The sequence below is a fragment of the Luteolibacter rhizosphaerae genome (assembly GCF_025950095.1).
Taxonomy (GTDB): domain Bacteria; phylum Verrucomicrobiota; class Verrucomicrobiia; order Verrucomicrobiales; family Akkermansiaceae; genus Haloferula; species Haloferula rhizosphaerae.
Genome location: NZ_JAPDDR010000016.1, coordinates 1 through 17,721, shown reverse-complemented (window position 1 = coordinate 17,721; position 17,721 = coordinate 1). Strand labels below are relative to the sequence as shown.

21 protein-coding genes are annotated in these 17,721 nt (G+C 62.0%); 5 read left to right on the top strand and 16 right to left on the bottom strand.

The features are described 5' to 3' along the window. Window positions 1–104: 104 nt before the first annotated feature. Window positions 105–494 (bottom strand): hypothetical protein, encoded by a 390-nt coding sequence (locus tag OJ996_RS23100; protein ID WP_264516072.1) that lies wholly within the window; start codon window positions 492–494, stop codon window positions 105–107. Window positions 495–628: 134 nt separating this feature from the next. Here OJ996_RS23100 and OJ996_RS23095 point away from each other — a divergent pair, with 134 nt between their 5' ends. Together OJ996_RS23095 and OJ996_RS23090 are read left to right on the top strand one after the other, a co-directional pair. Next, entirely contained in the window at window positions 629–2,137 is a 1,509-nt protein-coding gene (locus OJ996_RS23095; protein ID WP_264516071.1) for an FAD-dependent oxidoreductase, read from the top strand. A 66-nt stretch (window positions 2,138–2,203) separates the two neighbouring features. Next, window positions 2,204–2,737 carry a hypothetical protein gene (locus OJ996_RS23090; RefSeq protein ID WP_264516070.1) on the top strand — a complete coding sequence of 178 codons (534 nt, stop codon included), beginning with the start codon at window positions 2,204–2,206 and terminating at the stop codon, window positions 2,735–2,737. Window positions 2,738–3,213: 476 nt separating this feature from the next. Here OJ996_RS23090 and OJ996_RS23085 read toward each other — a convergent pair whose 3' ends face one another. From OJ996_RS23085 to OJ996_RS23070, 4 genes are all read right to left on the bottom strand, one after another. After that, entirely contained in the window at window positions 3,214–5,016 is a 1,803-nt protein-coding gene (locus OJ996_RS23085; RefSeq protein WP_264516069.1) for an amidohydrolase, read from the bottom strand. Between the two features lie 18 nt (window positions 5,017–5,034). Continuing rightward, window positions 5,035–5,592 (bottom strand): antibiotic biosynthesis monooxygenase, encoded by a 558-nt coding sequence (locus tag OJ996_RS23080; RefSeq protein ID WP_264516068.1) that lies wholly within the window; start codon window positions 5,590–5,592, stop codon window positions 5,035–5,037. 321 nt (window positions 5,593–5,913) lie between these two features. Continuing rightward, a complete protein-coding gene (locus OJ996_RS23075) occupies window positions 5,914–7,161 on the bottom strand; it encodes an alginate export family protein (RefSeq protein ID WP_264516067.1) in 1,248 nt (415 codons plus the stop codon). Between the two features lie 240 nt (window positions 7,162–7,401). Next, window positions 7,402–8,079 (bottom strand): hydrolase, encoded by a 678-nt coding sequence (locus OJ996_RS23070; RefSeq protein WP_264516066.1) that lies wholly within the window; start codon window positions 8,077–8,079, stop codon window positions 7,402–7,404. 206 nt (window positions 8,080–8,285) lie between these two features. Between OJ996_RS23070 and OJ996_RS23065 the strand changes: the two genes are divergently transcribed. Both OJ996_RS23065 and OJ996_RS23060 read left to right on the top strand, forming a co-directional pair. Further along, window positions 8,286–9,038 (top strand): SDR family NAD(P)-dependent oxidoreductase, encoded by a 753-nt coding sequence (locus OJ996_RS23065; protein ID WP_264516065.1) that lies wholly within the window; start codon window positions 8,286–8,288, stop codon window positions 9,036–9,038. 43 nt (window positions 9,039–9,081) lie between these two features. Continuing rightward, complete coding sequence (locus OJ996_RS23060) at window positions 9,082–9,912, top strand: alpha/beta fold hydrolase (RefSeq protein ID WP_264516064.1); 831 nt, start codon at window positions 9,082–9,084, stop codon at window positions 9,910–9,912. Window positions 9,913–9,923: 11 nt separating this feature from the next. Here OJ996_RS23060 and OJ996_RS23055 read toward each other — a convergent pair whose 3' ends face one another. Continuing rightward, window positions 9,924–11,561: a hypothetical protein gene (locus OJ996_RS23055; RefSeq protein WP_264516063.1), complete on the bottom strand. Its 1,638-nt coding sequence runs from the start codon at window positions 11,559–11,561 to the stop codon at window positions 9,924–9,926. A 108-nt stretch (window positions 11,562–11,669) separates the two neighbouring features. Further along, window positions 11,670–12,197: an acyltransferase family protein gene (locus OJ996_RS23050; protein WP_264516062.1), complete on the bottom strand. Its 528-nt coding sequence runs from the start codon at window positions 12,195–12,197 to the stop codon at window positions 11,670–11,672. Window positions 12,198–12,351: 154 nt separating this feature from the next. Between OJ996_RS23050 and OJ996_RS23045 the strand changes: the two genes are divergently transcribed. Then, window positions 12,352–12,630, top strand: coding sequence for a hypothetical protein (locus OJ996_RS23045; protein ID WP_264516061.1), 279 nt, complete (start codon window positions 12,352–12,354; stop codon window positions 12,628–12,630). On the opposite strand, the gene OJ996_RS23040 is transcribed toward OJ996_RS23045, so the two are convergent. From OJ996_RS23040 to OJ996_RS26595, 9 genes are all read right to left on the bottom strand, one after another. Then, complete coding sequence (locus OJ996_RS23040; RefSeq protein WP_264516060.1) at window positions 12,599–13,792, bottom strand: SGNH/GDSL hydrolase family protein; 1,194 nt, start codon at window positions 13,790–13,792, stop codon at window positions 12,599–12,601. The genes OJ996_RS23045 and OJ996_RS23040 overlap by 32 nt on opposite strands. Further along, window positions 13,789–14,121: a hypothetical protein gene (locus OJ996_RS23035; protein WP_264516059.1), complete on the bottom strand. Its 333-nt coding sequence runs from the start codon at window positions 14,119–14,121 to the stop codon at window positions 13,789–13,791. The genes OJ996_RS23040 and OJ996_RS23035 overlap by 4 nt, the downstream gene beginning before the upstream one ends. A gap of 92 nt (window positions 14,122–14,213) precedes the next feature. Beyond that, window positions 14,214–14,456, bottom strand: a complete 243-nt coding sequence (locus tag OJ996_RS23030) for a hypothetical protein (RefSeq protein WP_264516058.1) — start codon at window positions 14,454–14,456, stop codon at window positions 14,214–14,216. Between the two features lie 100 nt (window positions 14,457–14,556). Continuing rightward, window positions 14,557–14,799 (bottom strand): hypothetical protein, encoded by a 243-nt coding sequence (locus OJ996_RS23025; RefSeq protein WP_264516057.1) that lies wholly within the window; start codon window positions 14,797–14,799, stop codon window positions 14,557–14,559. A gap of 46 nt (window positions 14,800–14,845) precedes the next feature. Next, the gene (locus OJ996_RS23020) at window positions 14,846–15,181 is read right to left on the bottom strand and encodes a hypothetical protein (protein ID WP_264516056.1); all 336 of its coding nucleotides are present in this window, start codon (window positions 15,179–15,181) and stop codon (window positions 14,846–14,848) included. A gap of 48 nt (window positions 15,182–15,229) precedes the next feature. Next, complete coding sequence (locus OJ996_RS23015) at window positions 15,230–15,658, bottom strand: hypothetical protein (protein WP_264516055.1); 429 nt, start codon at window positions 15,656–15,658, stop codon at window positions 15,230–15,232. Then, complete coding sequence (locus OJ996_RS23010; RefSeq protein ID WP_264516054.1) at window positions 15,655–16,602, bottom strand: hypothetical protein; 948 nt, start codon at window positions 16,600–16,602, stop codon at window positions 15,655–15,657. The genes OJ996_RS23015 and OJ996_RS23010 overlap by 4 nt, the downstream gene beginning before the upstream one ends. Window positions 16,603–16,797: 195 nt before the next feature. Next, a complete protein-coding gene (locus OJ996_RS23005) occupies window positions 16,798–17,193 on the bottom strand; it encodes a hypothetical protein (RefSeq protein WP_264516053.1) in 396 nt (131 codons plus the stop codon). Window positions 17,194–17,248: 55 nt separating this feature from the next. Continuing rightward, window positions 17,249–17,566 carry a hypothetical protein gene (locus OJ996_RS26595; protein ID WP_425605572.1) on the bottom strand — a complete coding sequence of 106 codons (318 nt, stop codon included), beginning with the start codon at window positions 17,564–17,566 and terminating at the stop codon, window positions 17,249–17,251. Window positions 17,567–17,721 lie beyond the last annotated feature (155 nt).

Sequence of the window (17,721 nt, the reverse complement as noted above, 5' to 3'; positions counted from 1 at the left end):
TCCGTGTAGCGGGAGCACTTCATGCCGCCGGCAAGGTGTATCCACCCGGGGATCGTCAAGGAGTTCTCCGCTCCGCCCCCCGCCGGAACGACGAAGTCGTCCCGCTACCTTTGATCCGTCCCCACCTTCTTCTCCCTCTCTACCTCCGCTGCCAGGTGCCTCTGCCACCGACTGTCCTTTGCCGCCGGCGATAGTTTGTTGTACTCCGCGTAGGATCTCTTGAGCTCCCGGTCACAATCCGGACAGACCTTCACGGTCCTCCGATCCGACCAGTTCTCATGGGGGCTATTGCCGAAGTACCACGGCGTTGCATGGGGATGCCGGTGCTCCGCCTCCGAGGCATAGCGGGTGTAGTTCCAGTTCGGGTCCGCCATGATCCCCGGATCCGGACCGTATCCATGCTTCTCCTCCAGAGCGATGCGATGCACCTCGCATACCTTCGGCACTGCCTTTCCCACAGGCGCGCATTGCGAGAGGGCGAGCAGTGGGATCATGAGTGCAAGGTGTCTTCCCATCACCCGCCCTGCTAGCGGCTCGCCCCCGGGATGGCAATGCTCCCCGCCGCTGCCTCGCTGTCGGATTGACCGCGATTCTTCCCCTCCCCCATCCTGCGCGGAAACCCTTCCCCATGTCCGCGAAACCCATCCAAGACGTGCTCGTGCTCGGCGCGGGCAGTGCCGGCCTGCTCGCCGCGCTCTCCCTGAAGCGCAAGCTGCCGATGCTGAATGTCCGCATCGTCCGCAGCCCGGATATCGGCGTGATCGGAGTGGGGGAAGGCACCACGCCGAATTTCCCGCAGCACCTCTTCGACTACCTCGGCCTGAACCGGAAGGCCTTCCACACCCTCGCCGAGCCCACGTGGAAGCTCGGCATCCGCTTCCTGTGGGGAGTGCGCGGGCGTTTCGACTACAGCTTCGACCAGCAGCTCGACCACACCGCGCCGGACCTGCGCATGCCGAACGGCTACTACTGCGACGATGAGTTCCGCTGCACCAGCCTGCCCTCCGCGCTCATGTGGCATGGCAAGGCCTTCGCGAAACAGGAGAACGGCTGCCCGGACATCGAGGGCTGGCACGCCTTCCACATCGAGAACGAGAAGCTGGTGAGCGTGCTGGAGCAGGTCGCGCGCGAGTGCGGCGTGGAGATCATCGATGGCCGCGTGACCGGTGCCGAGCGCCTGCCGGAGGGACCGATCGCCGCCGTGACGCTCGAAGACGGCCAGCGCCTCGCCGCGGATTTCTTCATCGATTGCAGCGGCTTCCGCAGCGAGCTGCTGGGAAAGGTACTAGAGGAACCGTACCAAAGCTTCTCCGACGCCCTCTTCTGCGACCGCGCCGTGGTCGGCGGCTGGGACCGCGGGCCGGACGAGCCGATCCTGCCCTATACCACCGCGGAGCAGATGGATGCGGGCTGGGCCTGGCAGATCGAGCACGAGCACCACGTAAACCGCGGCTACGTTTACTCCTCCAGCTTCATCAGCGACGAGCAGGCGGCGGAGGAATTCCGGCGCAAGAACCCGAAGGCCCCGGCCTCCCCGCGCATCGTGAAATTCCGCAGCGGCTGCTACCGCCGCCAGTGGGCCGAGAATGTCGTCGCGATCGGGAATGCCGGCGGCTTCGTCGAACCGCTGGAAGCCACCGCACTGATGATCGTCTGCGGGAATCTGCAGAGCCTGGTGGAAATGCTGAACCGCAGCCGCCTGATGCCCACGCCCGGCCTGCGCGATCTCTTCAATGAGCTCACCGGTCGCGGCTGGACGGACATCCGCGATTTCCTCGCCCTGCACTACAAGCTGAACGCCGCGCCGCAAACGCCCTTCTGGGACCACTGCCGAGCGGAAACGAAGCTCGGGAATCTAACAGCCCTGCTCGACTTCTACGAGGAGAACGGCCCGAACGGCTTTTGCCGCTACCGCCTCTCCGGCATGCAGAATGACTTCGGGCTGGAGGGGCACCTCGTCATGCTCGTGGGGAACAAGCACCCCTACCGCGCCCGCTACACTCCGCCACCGGATGACCTCGCCCGCTGGGAGGCGCGCCGCCAGCACTTCAGCGCGCAGGCGCAAGCCGGGCTCGACGTGAAGGACACCCTGGCCTTCATCCGCCACCCCGGCTGGCAGTGGCACGGGGATGCGTGATCCACGTCTTCTTGCCAAGTTCCGCCGCATTGGCTCTCATGCGAAGAAGCTCCGATCTCACGCCTTATGAAACCCTGGCTCACCTTGTGCATTCTTCCGGGTCTTGCCGTGTCCCTCCTCGCCGGTGAACACCACGTGGATGACGACGAATTCGTAGGATGGAATGAATGGTTCCATAACAATGCGTTTCACCGCGGCCTCGAGAGTCGACCCGAGCTTTATCTCGTCTGCATCCATGGATATAAGGTCCAGCAGCACGGAAGCGTTCCTGAGTGGGAAGAACTGGCACTCCGCTCGACCATCGTCGATGTAGTCCGCGGCGAGAAGAAGGTCGGCGACCTTTTCGATTACCGGCACTATCTCGATGGCAAGGCCGTGGATCCGGAGAAGATGCTGGGCACCTTGTGGTATGTCTTTGTCTCGGAAGAGAAGGACCAGGATGGCAAGAAGTTCCGTTTCGTCGATCCGCAGGATCCGTCCTGCCGGGTTGGCTACAGCGCGGAACTCGCCAAGATCGTCGCCGAGCACCGGGCTTATCAAAAGAAGCCCGCCCCCGCATCGCCCGACAAGGGAAAGGACGCCCCCGTGCCTGAGAAGTGATCGGGTCTCAAGGCGATGTAGCGGAAGGACTCTCGTCCTTCCGGCTGGGGGAGGATGTCATGGAGAAGACGATAGCGATTTGCGGGGGAAACGCGAGAAGCCGGAAGGACGAGAGTCCTTCCGCTACTCCTGAGGCGACATTCCAGTCATCAACGGCAAGCGTGATGAAGCTCGTGGAGAAGTGGTGGCGATTCTTCCGAGCCGCAGGCTCCTTGGACTGCGTGCAGCCTGCTGCGGAGCACGGGTGGTGCACTATCGATTTCCGGTGATCCCCCGCCCGTCGATGCCGAGCTTCTCAATCAAGAAAGCTCCCCGGTAACTCTGCGTCTTCCCGGAGAGAAACCCGTGACCCTCCTCACTGCTTCACGGCAGCAGGCTGCCTGCCGAAAGCGGCAGCAGGCTGCGCGCAGTCCAAGGCGGCGATGCCGCTGCAACGGGGACAGGAATGTCCCCGTTCCTGATCCCTACAAGCCATCTCAGAACACGAAGCAATCGCAGCCCGAGCCCCAGAGCTGGGAGAGCGGCTGCTGCGCGGGTGTCGCGCGTGGTGCCACGCCGCGCTGGGACATGGTCACGCGGCCATCCCAGAGCGGGGCGCCATAGCCGCCGAAGCGCTTCACCGGCGACCACTCGGGCAGGATCGGGATGGCGGGCGCATCGTGCTGCTTGAAGTCCCCGGCGGCATACACCGGCTTGCCATCCACGATGGTGAGCACGGATTCCAGGTCGCGGATCTTGTGCTCCGCCACTTCCATGTAGTCCTCGCTGGTGACGACGAGGTCGGCGAATTGGCCGGGCGCGATGCGGCCCTTCACGCTCTCCTCACGCGAGAACCAGGCGCTGCCCGCGGTGTAGAGGCGCAGTGCCTCCTCCCGGCTCATGCGGTTGTCCTCCTTGTAGAGTTGCAGGCCGCCGAGCGTCTTCCCGCTGACGAGCCACCAGAGCGAGTTGAAGGGATTGTAGTTCGCCACGCGGGTGGCATCCGTGCCCGCGCCGACCGGGATGCCGCGCTCCAGCATCTTTCTAACAGGCGGGGTGCGCTCCGCCGCCTTCGCGCCATAGCGATCGACGAAGTATTCCCCCTGGAAGGCCATGCGGTGCTGGATGGCGATGCCGCCGCCGAGCGCCCTCACGCGGTCCAGATTGCGATCCGAGATGGTCTCGCAATGATCGAGGAACCAATGCAGCCCGCCGATGGGCACCTCCTTGTTCACGCGCTCGAAGACATCGAGGAAGCGGCTGATGCTCTCGTCATAGGTGGCGTGCAGGCGGAAGGGCCAGCTATTCGAGGCCAGCGCGGTGACCACCGTCTCCAGCTCCTGCTCCAGCGAGGGCGCGAGATCCGGGCGCGGCTCCAGGAAGTCCTCGAAATCCGCAGCGGAGAAGACCAGCATCTCCCCTGCCCCGTTCATGCGGAAGAAGCTGTCGCCATCGCCGGGCTTGGTCATCTTCATCCAGCGGGCGAAGTCGTCCTTCTCCTCCTTCGGCTTCTGGGTGAAGAGATTGTAGGCGATGCGCACGGTCATCTCGCCGCGGCCGTGGAGCTGGCGGATGATCTCGTAGTCGTCCGGGTAATTCTGGAAGCCGCCGCCGGCATCGATGCAGCTGGTGACGCCGAGGCGGTTCAGCTCGCGCATGAAGTGGCGGGTGGAATTAAGCTGATGCTCCGCCGGGAGTTTCGGGCCCTTCGCCAGCGTGGCGTAGAGGATCATCGCATTCGGCCGGGCGATGAGCAGGCCGGTGGGATTGCCCTGTTTGTCGCGCTGGATCTCGCCGCCCGGAGGATCGGGCGTGTCCTTCGTGTATCCGCAGGCAACGAGAGCGGCGCGGTTCAGCAGCGCGCGGCAGTAGAGGTGCAGGATGAAGACGGGCGTATCCGGCGCGGCCTCATTGATCTCCTCCAGCGTGGGCATGCGCTGCTCGATGAACTGGAACTCGCTCCACGATCCGACGACGCGGACCCACTGGCCCGCGGGCGTGTGCGCGGCCTGCAGCTTCAGCATGCGCAGGGCATCCGCCAGCGAGGGCACGCCGTCCCAGCGCAGCTCCATGTTGTAGTTCAGCCCGCCGCGGATGAGGTGGAGGTGCGAGTCATTCAGGCCGGGGATCACGCGATGGCCCTTCAGGTCGATCACCTTGGTATCCGGGCCCGGCGCGATCTCGTCATCGGAGACGGCGAGGATGCGACCGTCCTTGATCGCGACGTGCCTGGCATTCGGCTTCGCGGGGTCGAGCGTGGTGACCCTGCCGTTCTTGAGGATGAGATCAGGTGTGTTCATAAAGTTGGAAATGTTGGGCTATGCCTTGAAAAGCCATCGCTTGAAGAGCTTCGTGAGATTCGGCATGACCACCCAGGTCAGCAGGGCGACGATCAGGCCGGTGACGAGGACATTCCGCAGCAGGTGCGGCCAGGCCGGTAGCAGCTTGCCGAAGAAGGGCGGCAGCAGCGAGGTGAGCGGATAGACGCCCATGAAGGTGACGAGCGCCATCTTCGGCTTCGGCGGCGGCTTGTGGGCGGGCTCGCCGGGAATGGTGAACCAGCCGGCGAGTCCCTCCATCTCCTCGATGTGCGGGTCCTCCACGCTCAGCTCTCGCAGGCGTTTCATCCAGACGCGGTAGTCCTCCGTGGCGGTGAAGGCGTGGCGCGCATCCATGTTCTCGAAGCGATCGACCACGGTGTATTCGCGCGGGTTCGATTGGTCCGAGCGCAGGATGTGGATGCCGCGGTTCCCCGGGAAGCCGAGCACGAAGCAGGTGAAGCGCTGCATTTCCTCCTCGAAGCTCGCCTCGCAGCCGGGCTTCGTGCGGCGGCGGACGACGACGGTCACGCTGTGGTCTTCGGGTGGCGGGGACATGGCTCCCCTTCTGATTGGGAAACCGGGACGGCGTGTGACCGCGCTCACGCGATTTTCATCCCGAGTGTTCCCCCTTGGAGCCGCAGGCTCTTTCGGAGTGCGGCGGGCATCGCCGCTTTGGGGAGGGTCTGGGTGGGATAGCGACGTGCGGAGATCCCGGAGACGGATGCCCCAAGCGGACACTGGATCACTCTCCCGTCGCCGTTCTCATCCGCGAGCTCGCACAAAAGCGGCGATCCTCGCCGCACTCCATAGCGGCTGCGCCGCGAACGGGGGACATCTTACACGCTGAAGCCACAATCGCGTATGTGCTCACTCCTGTTAGAACGCCACCCTGAAGCTGCTCTGCAGGTAGTCCACATCCCGCCCGCCCACGGCCTCCAGCGCATCTCCTGCCTGCAGGTGCGTGTAGCCCAAGAAGAGCTCCACATTCTCCCGCAGTTGCCAGGAGACGGAGGCATTGAAGGAGGTGCCGAGGTAGCGATCCCCCTGCGGATCCGGGCTCACGAGCGGCTGCAGCGGCGGGGTGTAGATGGCATCGTTGCGGCTGAAGAGCCACTGGAAGTTCACGCCGAGCTGGAGCTCCACGCTCTCGCAGGGCTTCAGGCTGACGAGCGGATTCAGATTGTAGAGATTCGAGGGCGAGAGGAAGCCACCTTCGTTGAAGTAGTTGTTCGCCTGGAAGAGCGGATTGAAGGTGTGCACGGTGCCGCGGCCATCGTCCCCGCCGGAGATGAGGTCCGCGCGGAGCTGCGGGGTGGGCTGCCAAGGCAAGCTCTCCCACCGGCGCCCGAAGCCGAGACTGATCGCACCTGCCGCGATGTCCCGCTCGCCGATGCTGCCGAACTGACCGATCAACTCGGTATTATGAATCCACGGCCCCTCCTCCCGCCAGAAGCGGGCGCCGAGGGTGTGACGCGTCTCCTGGCCGATGCCGATGGCATCCTCATCCCGCAGGCCGATGTAGTAGAGATCCACGAAGTGATCCCGCCCCCAGGGCAGAGGCGCGACCGCATAGAGGCTCCAGAGCAGGCGGGCATGCGGCCGAGAGGCATTGTCGAAGCTGCCGGGCTCCACCTCCACCGGGGAGGCGATGAAGGCATCCACCCGCGTGTCCTCCCCGCGCTGCCAGGAGAGCAGCACGGCATCGTGCGAGAGGCGTTGATTCGCGCCCTCCCGCGCGGCGAGCAATCTACCAGATCCGTAGTAGAGCGTCTGGCGGCCGGCGCGGAGCTCCAGCGCATCCGCCCCGCCGAGGGGCACGCGCCCCTGCAGGTAGAGCTGGAGCAGATCCGGCTCATCCTCATCCGGCGGGGCCAGCGGGGATTCCTTGCCGGACATCTCGCCCCAGGTGAGCTCCGCGGCGAAGCGGAAGGCCTCGCCGCGGTCCAGCCGGGCCATGAGCTGCACCCGCTGGTGGATCCAATCGTCATCCGCCACCGGGCCGAGTCCGAAGTCGATGTTGTCATAGCTCTCGTACATCGTCCGGGCATGGCCCTCGATGCCGAGTTCCCATTCCCGGGCACCGGCGGTCGAGAGACAGGCGAGAGTGATGAAGTAGCGGAGCATAGCCTGGGAGCGCGGAACTCCGGCTTTGCGGAGTGGTCCGACACGAATCCTTTTGCCTTCTCGGACAAGCTCCGGCCCGCAGAAGTTATCTGGCGTGAGATCGATAAGTCACGGGTGGCATCGCCTTCGAGATGCTCTCCGCAGAGTCGCGCGAAGGCAATGCCGTCTCTGCCATGAAGCGGTATGCAAGATGACTTCTGCGGGCCGGAGGCTCCGCGCTCCCAGCGGAAGATCCAATTCTTAGTGCCCCTTACCCGGCGGCACCACTTGCGGCTTGATCGCGGATTGCGGCGCCTTGTGCACCATGGTGTAGGCATACTCCACGCCCACGCCATAGGCCCCGCCCTGGTTCTTGATCAGGCCCATGAGATTGTTGTAGTGCTCGCGCTTCGCCCAATCCCGCTGCCACTCGAGCAAGGCGGGGATGGTGGTGACGCGCACGGCACCGGCCTGCACCATGCGGGACAGCGCGGCCTCATGCGCGGCCTGGGAGGTGGCACCGCAGCAATCCTCCACCACGTAGATGTTGTAGCCCTCGCCCAGCATCTCGATGGTCGGCCAGGTCACGCAGACTTCCGTCCACAGGCCGGTGAGCAGGATGTTCTTCCGGCCCGTGGCGCGGATCGCCTCGCGGAAGCCTTCGTCATCCCACGAGTTCATCGAGGAACGCTCGACCACCGGCTGGCCCGGGAAGACATCGAGAAGCTGCGGCCAGATGTAGCCGCTGAAGGACTCCGTCTCCACCGCGGTGAGGATGGCGGGGACATTGAATTCCTTCGCCACCTTCGCGAGCAGGGTGACGTTGTTGATGAGGGTGGCGCGGTCGATATTCGCCACGCCGAAGGTCATCTGCGGCTGGTGATCGATGAAGACGACGACGCTATCCTCGGCGGTGTAAAGCTTGTGGTAGGGATTCATGGCAGTGGGATTCGGTAGAGCGGGCGCGATGGACCGCGCCTCACTGCCCTGATTGGGGAAGCGCGCCGCGGCGTGACCGGAAATTTTCTCAGGCCCTCCAATCTCGCCCCGCGGTTACCTCCCCGTGCCGGGAAACAATTCCCCGGTCACACCGGGCAAGCCCTCCCCAATCTCCCCGCTGAACCTCCAACCCCAATCCCCACCCCATGGCACTAACTCTGAAACTCGCCGGCAAACACGCGATCGTGACCGGCTCATCGAAAGGCATCGGCGCCGCCATTGCCAAGGCACTCGCCGCGGAGGGAGCCTCCGTGGTGGTGAACTACTCCGCCAGCAAGGACGCCGCCGATGCGGTGGTAGCCTCCATCACCGCCGCCGGCGGCAAGGCGATCGCCCTACAAGGCAACGTGGCCAAGCCGGAAGACGCCGCGCAGCTGATCGCGGACAGCGTGGCCGCCTACGGCCCCATCGATATCCTGGTGAACAATGCCGGGGTCTTCGACTTCAAGCCGCTGGAGGCGATCACGCCGGAGCACTTCCACCGGCTCTTCGACATCAACGTGCTGGGCACCATCCTGGCCACGCAGGAGGCGCTGAAGCACTTCAACCCGGCGGGCGGCGCGATCATCAATACCAGCTCGATCGTGAGCATGGACTCGCCCGCAGGCACCGGTGTCTACAATGCCACGAAGTCCGCGGTGGACGGGCTGACCCGCACCTTCTCGAAGGAGCTGGGGCCGCGGAAGATCCGCGTGAACTCCGTGAACCCGGGACCGATCGAATCCGACGGCGTGCACGCGCAGGGTCTGCTGGATACCTTCATCAAGCTAGGGGAAGCCACCGCGCTGGGCCGCATCGGCCAGCCCGAGGACATCGGGCCCGGCGTGGTCTATCTCGCTTCGGACGATGCCGTGTGGGTCACCGGCACTACCCTCACCATCAGCGGCGGGCTGAAATAAACCTCCACCATCTCCCATCCAACATCTACCATCTCCTACCACCATGGCTACCTTTACCACCACCGACGGCACCTCCCTCTACTACAAGGACTGGGGCAATCCCTCCGCGCAACCGATCATCTTCTGCCACGGCTGGCCGCTCACCGCGGATAGCTGGGAGGCGCAGATGATCTACCTGGCCGGGCAGGGCTACCGCTGCATCGCCCACGACCGCCGCGGCCACGGCCGCTCCGACCAGACGGCCAGCGGGAACGAGATGGACACCTACGCGGATGACCTCGCGCAGCTGCTCGATCACCTCGATGTGAAGGACGCCGTCATCTTCGGCTTCTCCACCGGCGGGGGCGAGGTGGCGCGCTACATCGGCCGCCACGGCACCAAGCGCCTCGCGAAAGCCGGGCTGATCTCCGCCGTGCCGCCGCTGATGGTGAAGCGCGACGACAACCCGAACGGGATCCCGATCGAAGTCTTCGACGGCTTCCGCAGCGCGCAGCTCGCGGATCGCTCGCAGTTCTTCAAGGACGTGCCCTCCGGCCCCTTCTTCGGCTACAATCGCCCGGGCGCGAAGCCCTCCCAAGGCATCATCGACGCCTGGTGGCTACAGGGCATGATGGGCGGCCACCTGAACACGCTGGAGTGCATCAAGGCCTTCTCCGAAACCGACTTCCGCGAGGACCTCAAGAAGTTCGACATCCCCACCCTCGTCCTGCACGGCGATGACGACCAAGTCGTCCCCATCGCCATCAGCGCGCTGGAATCCGCCAAACTCGTGCCGGACGCCAAGCTCCTCGTCTACCCCGGCGCCCCGCACGGCATCACGGATACCCACAAGGACCAGCTGAACCGGGATCTGCTGGAGTTTGTGAGGGGGTAGGGCCAAACCCGCTATGATTTCGGACGTGGCACGATGGAGATCACCTTCTCCAGATTGAAGGGTTCATTCCCGATCAGGAGGACAAGATCGGCTTTCTTCTCCAAGGCCTCCAATTGATCGGGGGTGATCCGCGTGCTCAGATCCTTGATCGAGATGGTCCCGCTCGCGTCCACCTTGTGGACACCGAGCGAAAGACCGCCGACCAGCACCATGGCATCCCCGTTGTAGGCCGGATCAAAGCGGGCCACGATATTCATCTCCTTCGGGATCGAGGCCGCCGGGAGGACTGTGGGGTAGATGCCGACGACCGACACCTTGGCATTCACATAGTTCAGGCTGACCGTGGCGCTGTCCTTGCCCGACTTGAAGACGAGCGGGATCTTCGCCGAGGGCTTGCCCAGGACCAGCACGTCGAAGATCGCGCCGAGCGTGACCGTCGCCTTGCTGCCATCGGCCGTAATCTCCAGCTTCACCGGCGTGGAATCCGCGCCGAGGGAGGCCGTGGTTCCCGCCGGGAAGAATCCGGACAAGGTCAGCGTCGCGGTACCCGGCTTTACGCTCTCCGCCGCCGAAGCGAGGGCCAAGGCCCGCTCTTGGACCGTCACCGGGACGGATCCTACAATGCTGCGGGAGTAATCCAGCGAGCTGGAACTGAACCCCGGAGGCAAGGAGTCGCTAATCAGGATCTCCTTCGTTCCATTCGGGGGCGCCGTCTTGATGCGAAGCACCAGCTTCTCCTTGCCTTGGCCGATGATGTCCACCGGAGCCAGGTTGGAGTTCCAGTAGGCGGACTTGATGCGATCCAGATTGAGTCCCGCCACCGTGACAGTGATGCCTTCGGCAGGAACCTGCGAAGGAATCGCGATGGCGGTGGTGATGGGAGCGACATGGATCGAGGCTGGGTCGCTGAGCGTGATGGTTCCGAAGGTGATGGCTCCATCTACTGCTGCATCTTCTTTAAATTCGCCGGTCACGGCATGGATCCCCGTGGGCAGCGTCCATGTCCGGTTCCTAGGGAGAGTGATGACCAGATTCCGATCGTCCACGGGCTCGAAGTATCCCATGGCCGCGAGTTCTCCTAGCAGTTCGGATGCTTCCTCAACGAGGGGTTGGGACTCCATCTTGAGTTGCTGGGAAGCGCCCTCGAGCTCCACAGTTTCCGATTTGAGCACTTGAGAGTTGTTCTGGAGCACCTTGGTCTCGCTCTGAAGCAACTGGGACTCGGACTCGAGCGTTTTTGACGCGGATTCGAGCAACTCAGACTTGGATTCAAGGATCCTGACCTCGGTCTTGAGCTCCCGAACCTCCGATTCAAGCGCTTGCGCCTGCATCTGCATGGCGGGCACATCCACGCCATCAGGAACCGCAAGAGGAGTCGGGCGCTTTTCCCAGTTCAAAACCTCCAGAGTCTTGAGCTCGGCTTCGGCATTCTTGGATTCTGCCTCCTTCGCCTTGAATTCGGCTTCCGCCTTCTTCAATGCGGCTTGCTCCACCGTGGTTTCAAGCTCCTGCTTCTTGAGTTCCGCCTCCCTCTGCTTCGATTCGACATCCTCCATCGCGAGCTCAAGCTGCTGTTTTTTGAGTTCGGCTTCCTTTTCCTTGGATTCGGCTTCCTTCCTTTTGGATTCAGCCGCCTCCTTTACGGCCAAGGCTCTTTTCTCATGCTTTTCAAATTGGCCGTAGGGAACAAAGGGGAATCCTCCCACGAACACCTTCTCGAGTTGTCCCAGATTGGAATGCTCCTTCGGTCCGGAAACTCAACACAAAACCGAAATCACACCAAACGCCACCGGGATGACCGAGAAAGGGCAGTCTCTTCGAAACCTCAACGCCAAGAGAAACGCGAATGTCAATAAGAGGTAGAAATGCTCTTCCACCGCTAACGACCAAGTATGAACCCAGATTCCGGGAAAATAGTTCTGCACGAAGAGCAGTTCCGCCCAGATTTTCTCCCATTCTAGCCCCCTACCACGCAAAGCCCCGAGAACTACCGTGGCGAGGATCAAGAGCCAGAACGGTGGGTAGATCTTGAAACCCCGCCGAATCAAGAATCGCTTCGCGTCGATTCTACCAGAGCGATCATGCTCGCGAAACAGCAGCCCCGATACGAGGAATCCGCTAAGCACGAAGAAGAGATCGACTCCTATCCAACCGCCGCGGATCCAGGCCTCGGTCATCTTATGCACCGCCATGTTCACCTCGGGAGGGCAACTGCTCATGTGCCTCCCAAGAACCAAGAGCACAGCAATCGCTCTGAGGATGTCGATCTGATTGAAACGTTGCATTCGCCAGGCTGATGAACGGTTAGCTATTGTGCCAGTTCCCTCGCGCCAATCAGAATTCTTCCCAGCGTCAAATTACAACGGCTGGATGCTACTTGAGACCCTCATCAGCTCGCCGATGAGCATCCTCAATTCTCTTCGCTAATTCCCGAATAGCATGAACGTGCTCGGCATTGCTCAATGTCTGCTGACGAAACGCGTCCAAGATCCTGTCATTCTGTCTCTGCAGGTCCCCGTAGACCTTCACCGTAAACCATCCAAAGACAATAGCGACACCAACACCGAGCCCGAAGCGCCCCAGAACCCAAGCCAATACGCCTGGCCAGTTCCCTGGAATCTCGACTCCATGGGGAGTGTCATTATTCGCAATCTCTACAAGTTTGTCTCTGCTCATAATCCCGCCATTAAAAAATCTCCCGAGTCCCTGCCCTTCTAATCCTGACCGTGGCTGTTGCTCCTACGGGAGCAGCAAGCAGAAGGGCATAGACTGATGTTAGACCGGCGGCCATCTGCCGTGGTCCCGGCCGCAGGACAAAAAGCCCATCAGATGCGTCAATCTTACAAGACGGATCCGCAGCACTATTCACGGCGTATTGCAGTTGGGACGAGGGACTTGCGTAGCCCTGCAAGCAGTTGATGCCAACTTGTCCCGCGACGACCTGAACCTCACAGAGTGACTCGACGGTTCTCCCCACAATCGACCCAACAGTATTCGCTCCAAATGTAGCGAAGCTGAAATACGACGACGAAGTCCCCTTCACCATCTCCACCTGCCACCAGTTTCCGGCGGGGTCGGGGATGATCGACTTGGCACCGATGCTCCCGCCCGAGGGGGGATAGGCGTTCCAGCCGAAGGGATCGGTGGCATTGCCCTCCAGACGCCAGTTCGGGGAGATCCAGTTCGTGTTCTTCCACACGTCCGCGAAGCGGAAGTGCTTGCGCAGGAAGCCCGCCATGTAGCGGCCCAGCCTTGAGGAGGCCAGCGCATTGGGGTGAATGTTATCCGGCGTGTAGCTCGCGCTGCCGATGCCCGTGTCCGGAGTCGTCTCCAGCACATGCGCCCAGCGGCACAGCGGCACGCCGCGCTGGCGGCAGTAGGTGCGCAGCGCCAGATTGAGCTCCGCCACCTTCGCCTGACGCGATTCCTGGCCGCTGCCGCTCATCGGCAACACCTCGAACATCAGCGGGCGGATCCCCGCGGCACGCAAGGTATCGATCGACTCGCCGCAACTTGCGAGGAAGGCGGATGCCGTGCGCAGCTGCGCGGCATCGTTCGCCCCGTAGAGCAAGGCGCAGGCATCCGGCTTGGCGGCGACCACGGCGGAAAGCCAGAGCGCGTTCAACTCGTCGCTGCGCTTCCCGCTGGTGGCGAAGGTCAGCTTGCTACCGCTGCTCACGGGGTCCCAGCCGCTGCCATTGAAGCAACGCGCCCAGCCCCATGCGCCCACCGCATTCAGCACGTACATGCTCGAGGCACCCAGCTCGGTGATGCTATCACCCACCAGCGCGAGCCGCGCCAGCAAGGGCTTGTCCGCCGTCTTCGCGAGACCCGCACTACAACCCGGCGAACAGCCGGTGGGAGGAAGGAAGGATCTCATCGGGGGATGCGGGTGAAGCCGTACTCGATCACGTTGCCGGCATTGGCTGCCGTGCCATTCGAGAGATAGAGATGCATCTGCCCCGTGGCCGCGGTGAACTCCATCCGCCCGCCGCTGGCCACCGCCAGATCGAAGGCGACCGGCGCGCTGCCCGCCACCTCGCTGTAGAAAGGCACGGGCATCGAGAGCGGCGAGAGTTCATGCAGCTGGTTCAGCCCCGCATTCGCGATATCCGCGTAGAACCAGAAGAGATAGCGCGAGCCGGCATCGAGCGTTTCCAGCACCGGGGCATTCATCCCGCCCGAGGCATTCAGTGTGATTTGAGCCATTCCCCTAGCATGCCACCCCCTGCCCTCTCCGGGCAACGGACACTCTCCTTGCCGGCCTCACTTCGGAAATTTCCAAGTCCGGATCTAACAGATCATATCCGTGCACCCGCCTGCCGCAGCATCCTCGCCTGCGTGGCCACCAGCATGTCCATCCAGCGCGAGGTCCGCTCCGGCAACGCGCCCGTGCGCACCTGGCCCCAGGCATGTGCCCGCGCCAGCTTGGAGAAGCCTTCTAACAGAGGCATCGGGTCCGGCGCCGCGGGATCGATCCCGTAATCGCGCGGCAGCAGCTCCATGCCGGTGGCCTGCTCCACCTTGCGCAGGTCCCGCAGCACCGCGCTGCCATCGACGAGCCGGTCGTGCAGTCCGCGGGCCAGCGCGTCCTCCGAGAACTCCTCGAAGACATCCCCGATGTCCCGCCCTTGAAGAAGCGGATCACGCCCTGGCAGGCCCCGTCCGCGCGTAGCGCATGGCGCGCACGCGGTAGGCCTGCGGCTCCGCTGCGTCCCCCGCATAGGCGCGCTCGTGCAGCACATTCATCGCGAGCTTCGCCACTCCCTCCTGATAAGCAGGCAGCGAGTCACCGGGCAGGAAGGTCTTCACCTTCGTGGCACCGCGACCGCCCCGGAGCCCGGTGCCGGCCAAGCCCTGCCGGACGCGAGCATAGGCTTGGTCCACCGCAACCTTGGCCGACCGGCCCCGATCCTTGGCCGACGCCGAACCGCTAGATCCGGGATCTCCTGTCCGCGGACCTTGTCTGAGCGCCCGCCCCGCCGCGCGGATCCACACCGGGATAGGCCAAGTCAAACTGACTGCCCTTCTCCACTTCCACATCATGAAGTTCAAAACCCGAGAAGCCCTCGGATGAGAGATGAAAGCCCAATGATGATGTGACGAGAAAACAGGGAAGGATCTCCAGCAACTCATCTCCCAGCCAGCTCTCGAAGACAGCGTGCAGCGTGGTGTAGTCTTTGAAAACTCCCTCGCCAGTTGCTTCGGAACTCTTGCCGGGGCCACCAAGAGCGGCCAAAGTGAGCTCGTAGTAGATCTGTTGATTCATTCCATAGGTGACACGAGGGAACAAGACGTCCGGCAATTCAGGGTGCTGTCAGACGAGATACTCGTCGGCAGCCAAAGTGGGTACATTCGCCGTCCCAATCACGTCCAAAGCATCCTCGGATGCAATCATCCAGTACTGATCGCTTAGAAAGAAGTCATCCGCTCCATGCCGACCCGTAATTTTCAACCACCAGAAATCAGGCAGCTTCAGACCCCCGTAAACGAGATCGAACTGACTGTCCTTCTCGGTTTCGAAATCGGCCAACTCGAACCCGGTCAATCCAGCACTTTGGAACTTTGCTCCCAAATCCTTGCTTACGAGGAAACAGGGATAGAAATGAACCAGTTCATCACCCAACCAACTCTCAAAGACGACGTGCAGAGAATAATAAACCTTCGGATTACGTCCTCCTTCCGAAACAGACCTTCTGCCTGGCCCACCCGGAGCCGCCAGATCCAACTCATAGTATTTTCTCATTCGATTACAGGAAGAAAGTATTGACCAAATCGTGCATCGATCTCGCTCGCAAAGTCCAGAAGATCTTGCTCTGACGGATCCGCATTCCTCCGACGAAAGTCATTCATCTCCATCTGAATGATCTTGCCGTGTAAAACTCTCACGAGCTCTAGCGGTATACCACGAAGCACTTCAAGCGAATGAATTTTCGTCGGATCGATGAACCCGCCTTGATCTTCGGAATAGCGCTGTTCCACCGAGTGATGAATAACGACTCGACCCTCATACTCTTCATATGCATTGTCGTAGGTTTGATTGTAGTCTTTTGTTGTAGCACGCCCAAAATGCAACGGTTTCCTGCGCATCTTCGCTTCCTCCGGAGTGATTAGAAGAGGAAGCCCAAGCGCTTCGATCATCGCTTCAAATTCTGAATAGGCGGCTTCTCGCCTTATTCTCCTTGTATCTTCATTTCTCCCCGAGCTGATGGACTTTGCGCCCGCCGTTGGTCGAAGAGTATCCGGCTTCCTCGCCACCGAGTTACCTCTTGTTCCCGTCCTCTCGATTTCACGCGCCACCCCCAGCACCGCCCGTGTCGTCTCCTTCACGGCACGGAAGAGCGGCAGCAGATTCTCCGGAACCTTCACGTCCGCCAAGCGCCCGAATGAATGGTCTATCGCGAGCTTCGCGAAGGCATCCTGAATCGCGGTGCGCTTGGCATCGCCCTCGAGCGACATCACATCCCCGGGCAAGACCGGCTCCGCGGAGCCTGCTTCGGCCCCGCGCAGGCTGGCGATCAAGCGAGCCTCGTCCTGCTTGCCTCGGTTCATCACCGCGCCAGCGATGTCCGCGGCGTGATCCCGCAGAGGGCCGGTCACGTCACCGCCGCCGTCTCGCACTGCCCGTGCAAGCTTCGCCACTCCCTTCTGATAGGCTGGCAGCGAGTCACCGGGCAGGAAGGTCTTCACCTTCCTGGCACCTCGACCGTGCCGGAGCCCGATGCCGGCCAGGCCCTGCCGGACACGAGCATAGGCTTGGTCCACCGCAGGCTTGGCCGACCGGCCCCGATCCTCGGCCAACGCTGAACTGTTAGATCCGGTATCTCCCTTCCGCGGACCCTGCCGGAGCTCCCGCGCCGCCGTGAACGCGGCATCCGGAAGATGTCACCCGCCCTCCCGTTCTACCAACACTCGCTCCCACTCTTCCAAGAACCCGACACGAAAGTTTCGATCCAGCTCGCCGTTCTCGATTGAACCTATGTCATCTTCATCCAAAGTTACATCAAAAGCAAGACCAGTAGTTCTCGATAGGGCTTGGATGTGTGAAACAAGCTCTTTCACTTCTTCTAGAGCCTGGCGATCGACTTCCAGAGGAAGATCTGCCGGCGGGAGTGCTGAATAGAGATCCAAGTAAAGCCCCAAAGTCGATGTCTCTTCGTCCTCTTCGTTCACAAATACTGGCGCATGGATCATCCACGCACGGCTCACCTTTAGGTTGTCAACAAAGCCCTCAATTCTTGAAATATCTGCGTCTCCAAACTCAGAGGCGACGAAGAACAAGAGTGTCTGGATAGGATGATCAGGGTGAATCATTGTTTGGCATCAGATAGGTTCTCTAGCGGTCGCGGTAGATCGGCAATTGCGATGGCACGTGTCCCCAATTGTATCGGGGACCACCCGGCCTGTGCGAGTCATAATGTCTGGTTCGGGGCGCAGGAACGCTTAGTGACAGACCCAGAATATGGTGGATAGAGATCTTCTCACCCAGCAAGCCCTCGTCCTCCGGATGAATCGCGATCCAATCCTCGTCCACCCTAGGAACCACGCCGTTATCGATCCTCAGCCGGTTTTCTTGGCTCAGGATCTCGCCGTAGCCCAATTCGTCCCACAATTTTTTCACGGCTCTCCAGTCAGCACGATTTCTGCGACTCACCCCTGCGCGAGTTTTGTTACCATTCTTCCTAAGAAGCTGTCTGAAAAATGGTCAGGCGTCGATTCTTGCGAGCATGCGCTTGGTCATGGAGAGATAGATCAGCGCTTCCGAATGTTCGATCCTTACCTCGTGGTCGCGGATCAAACGACGGGATT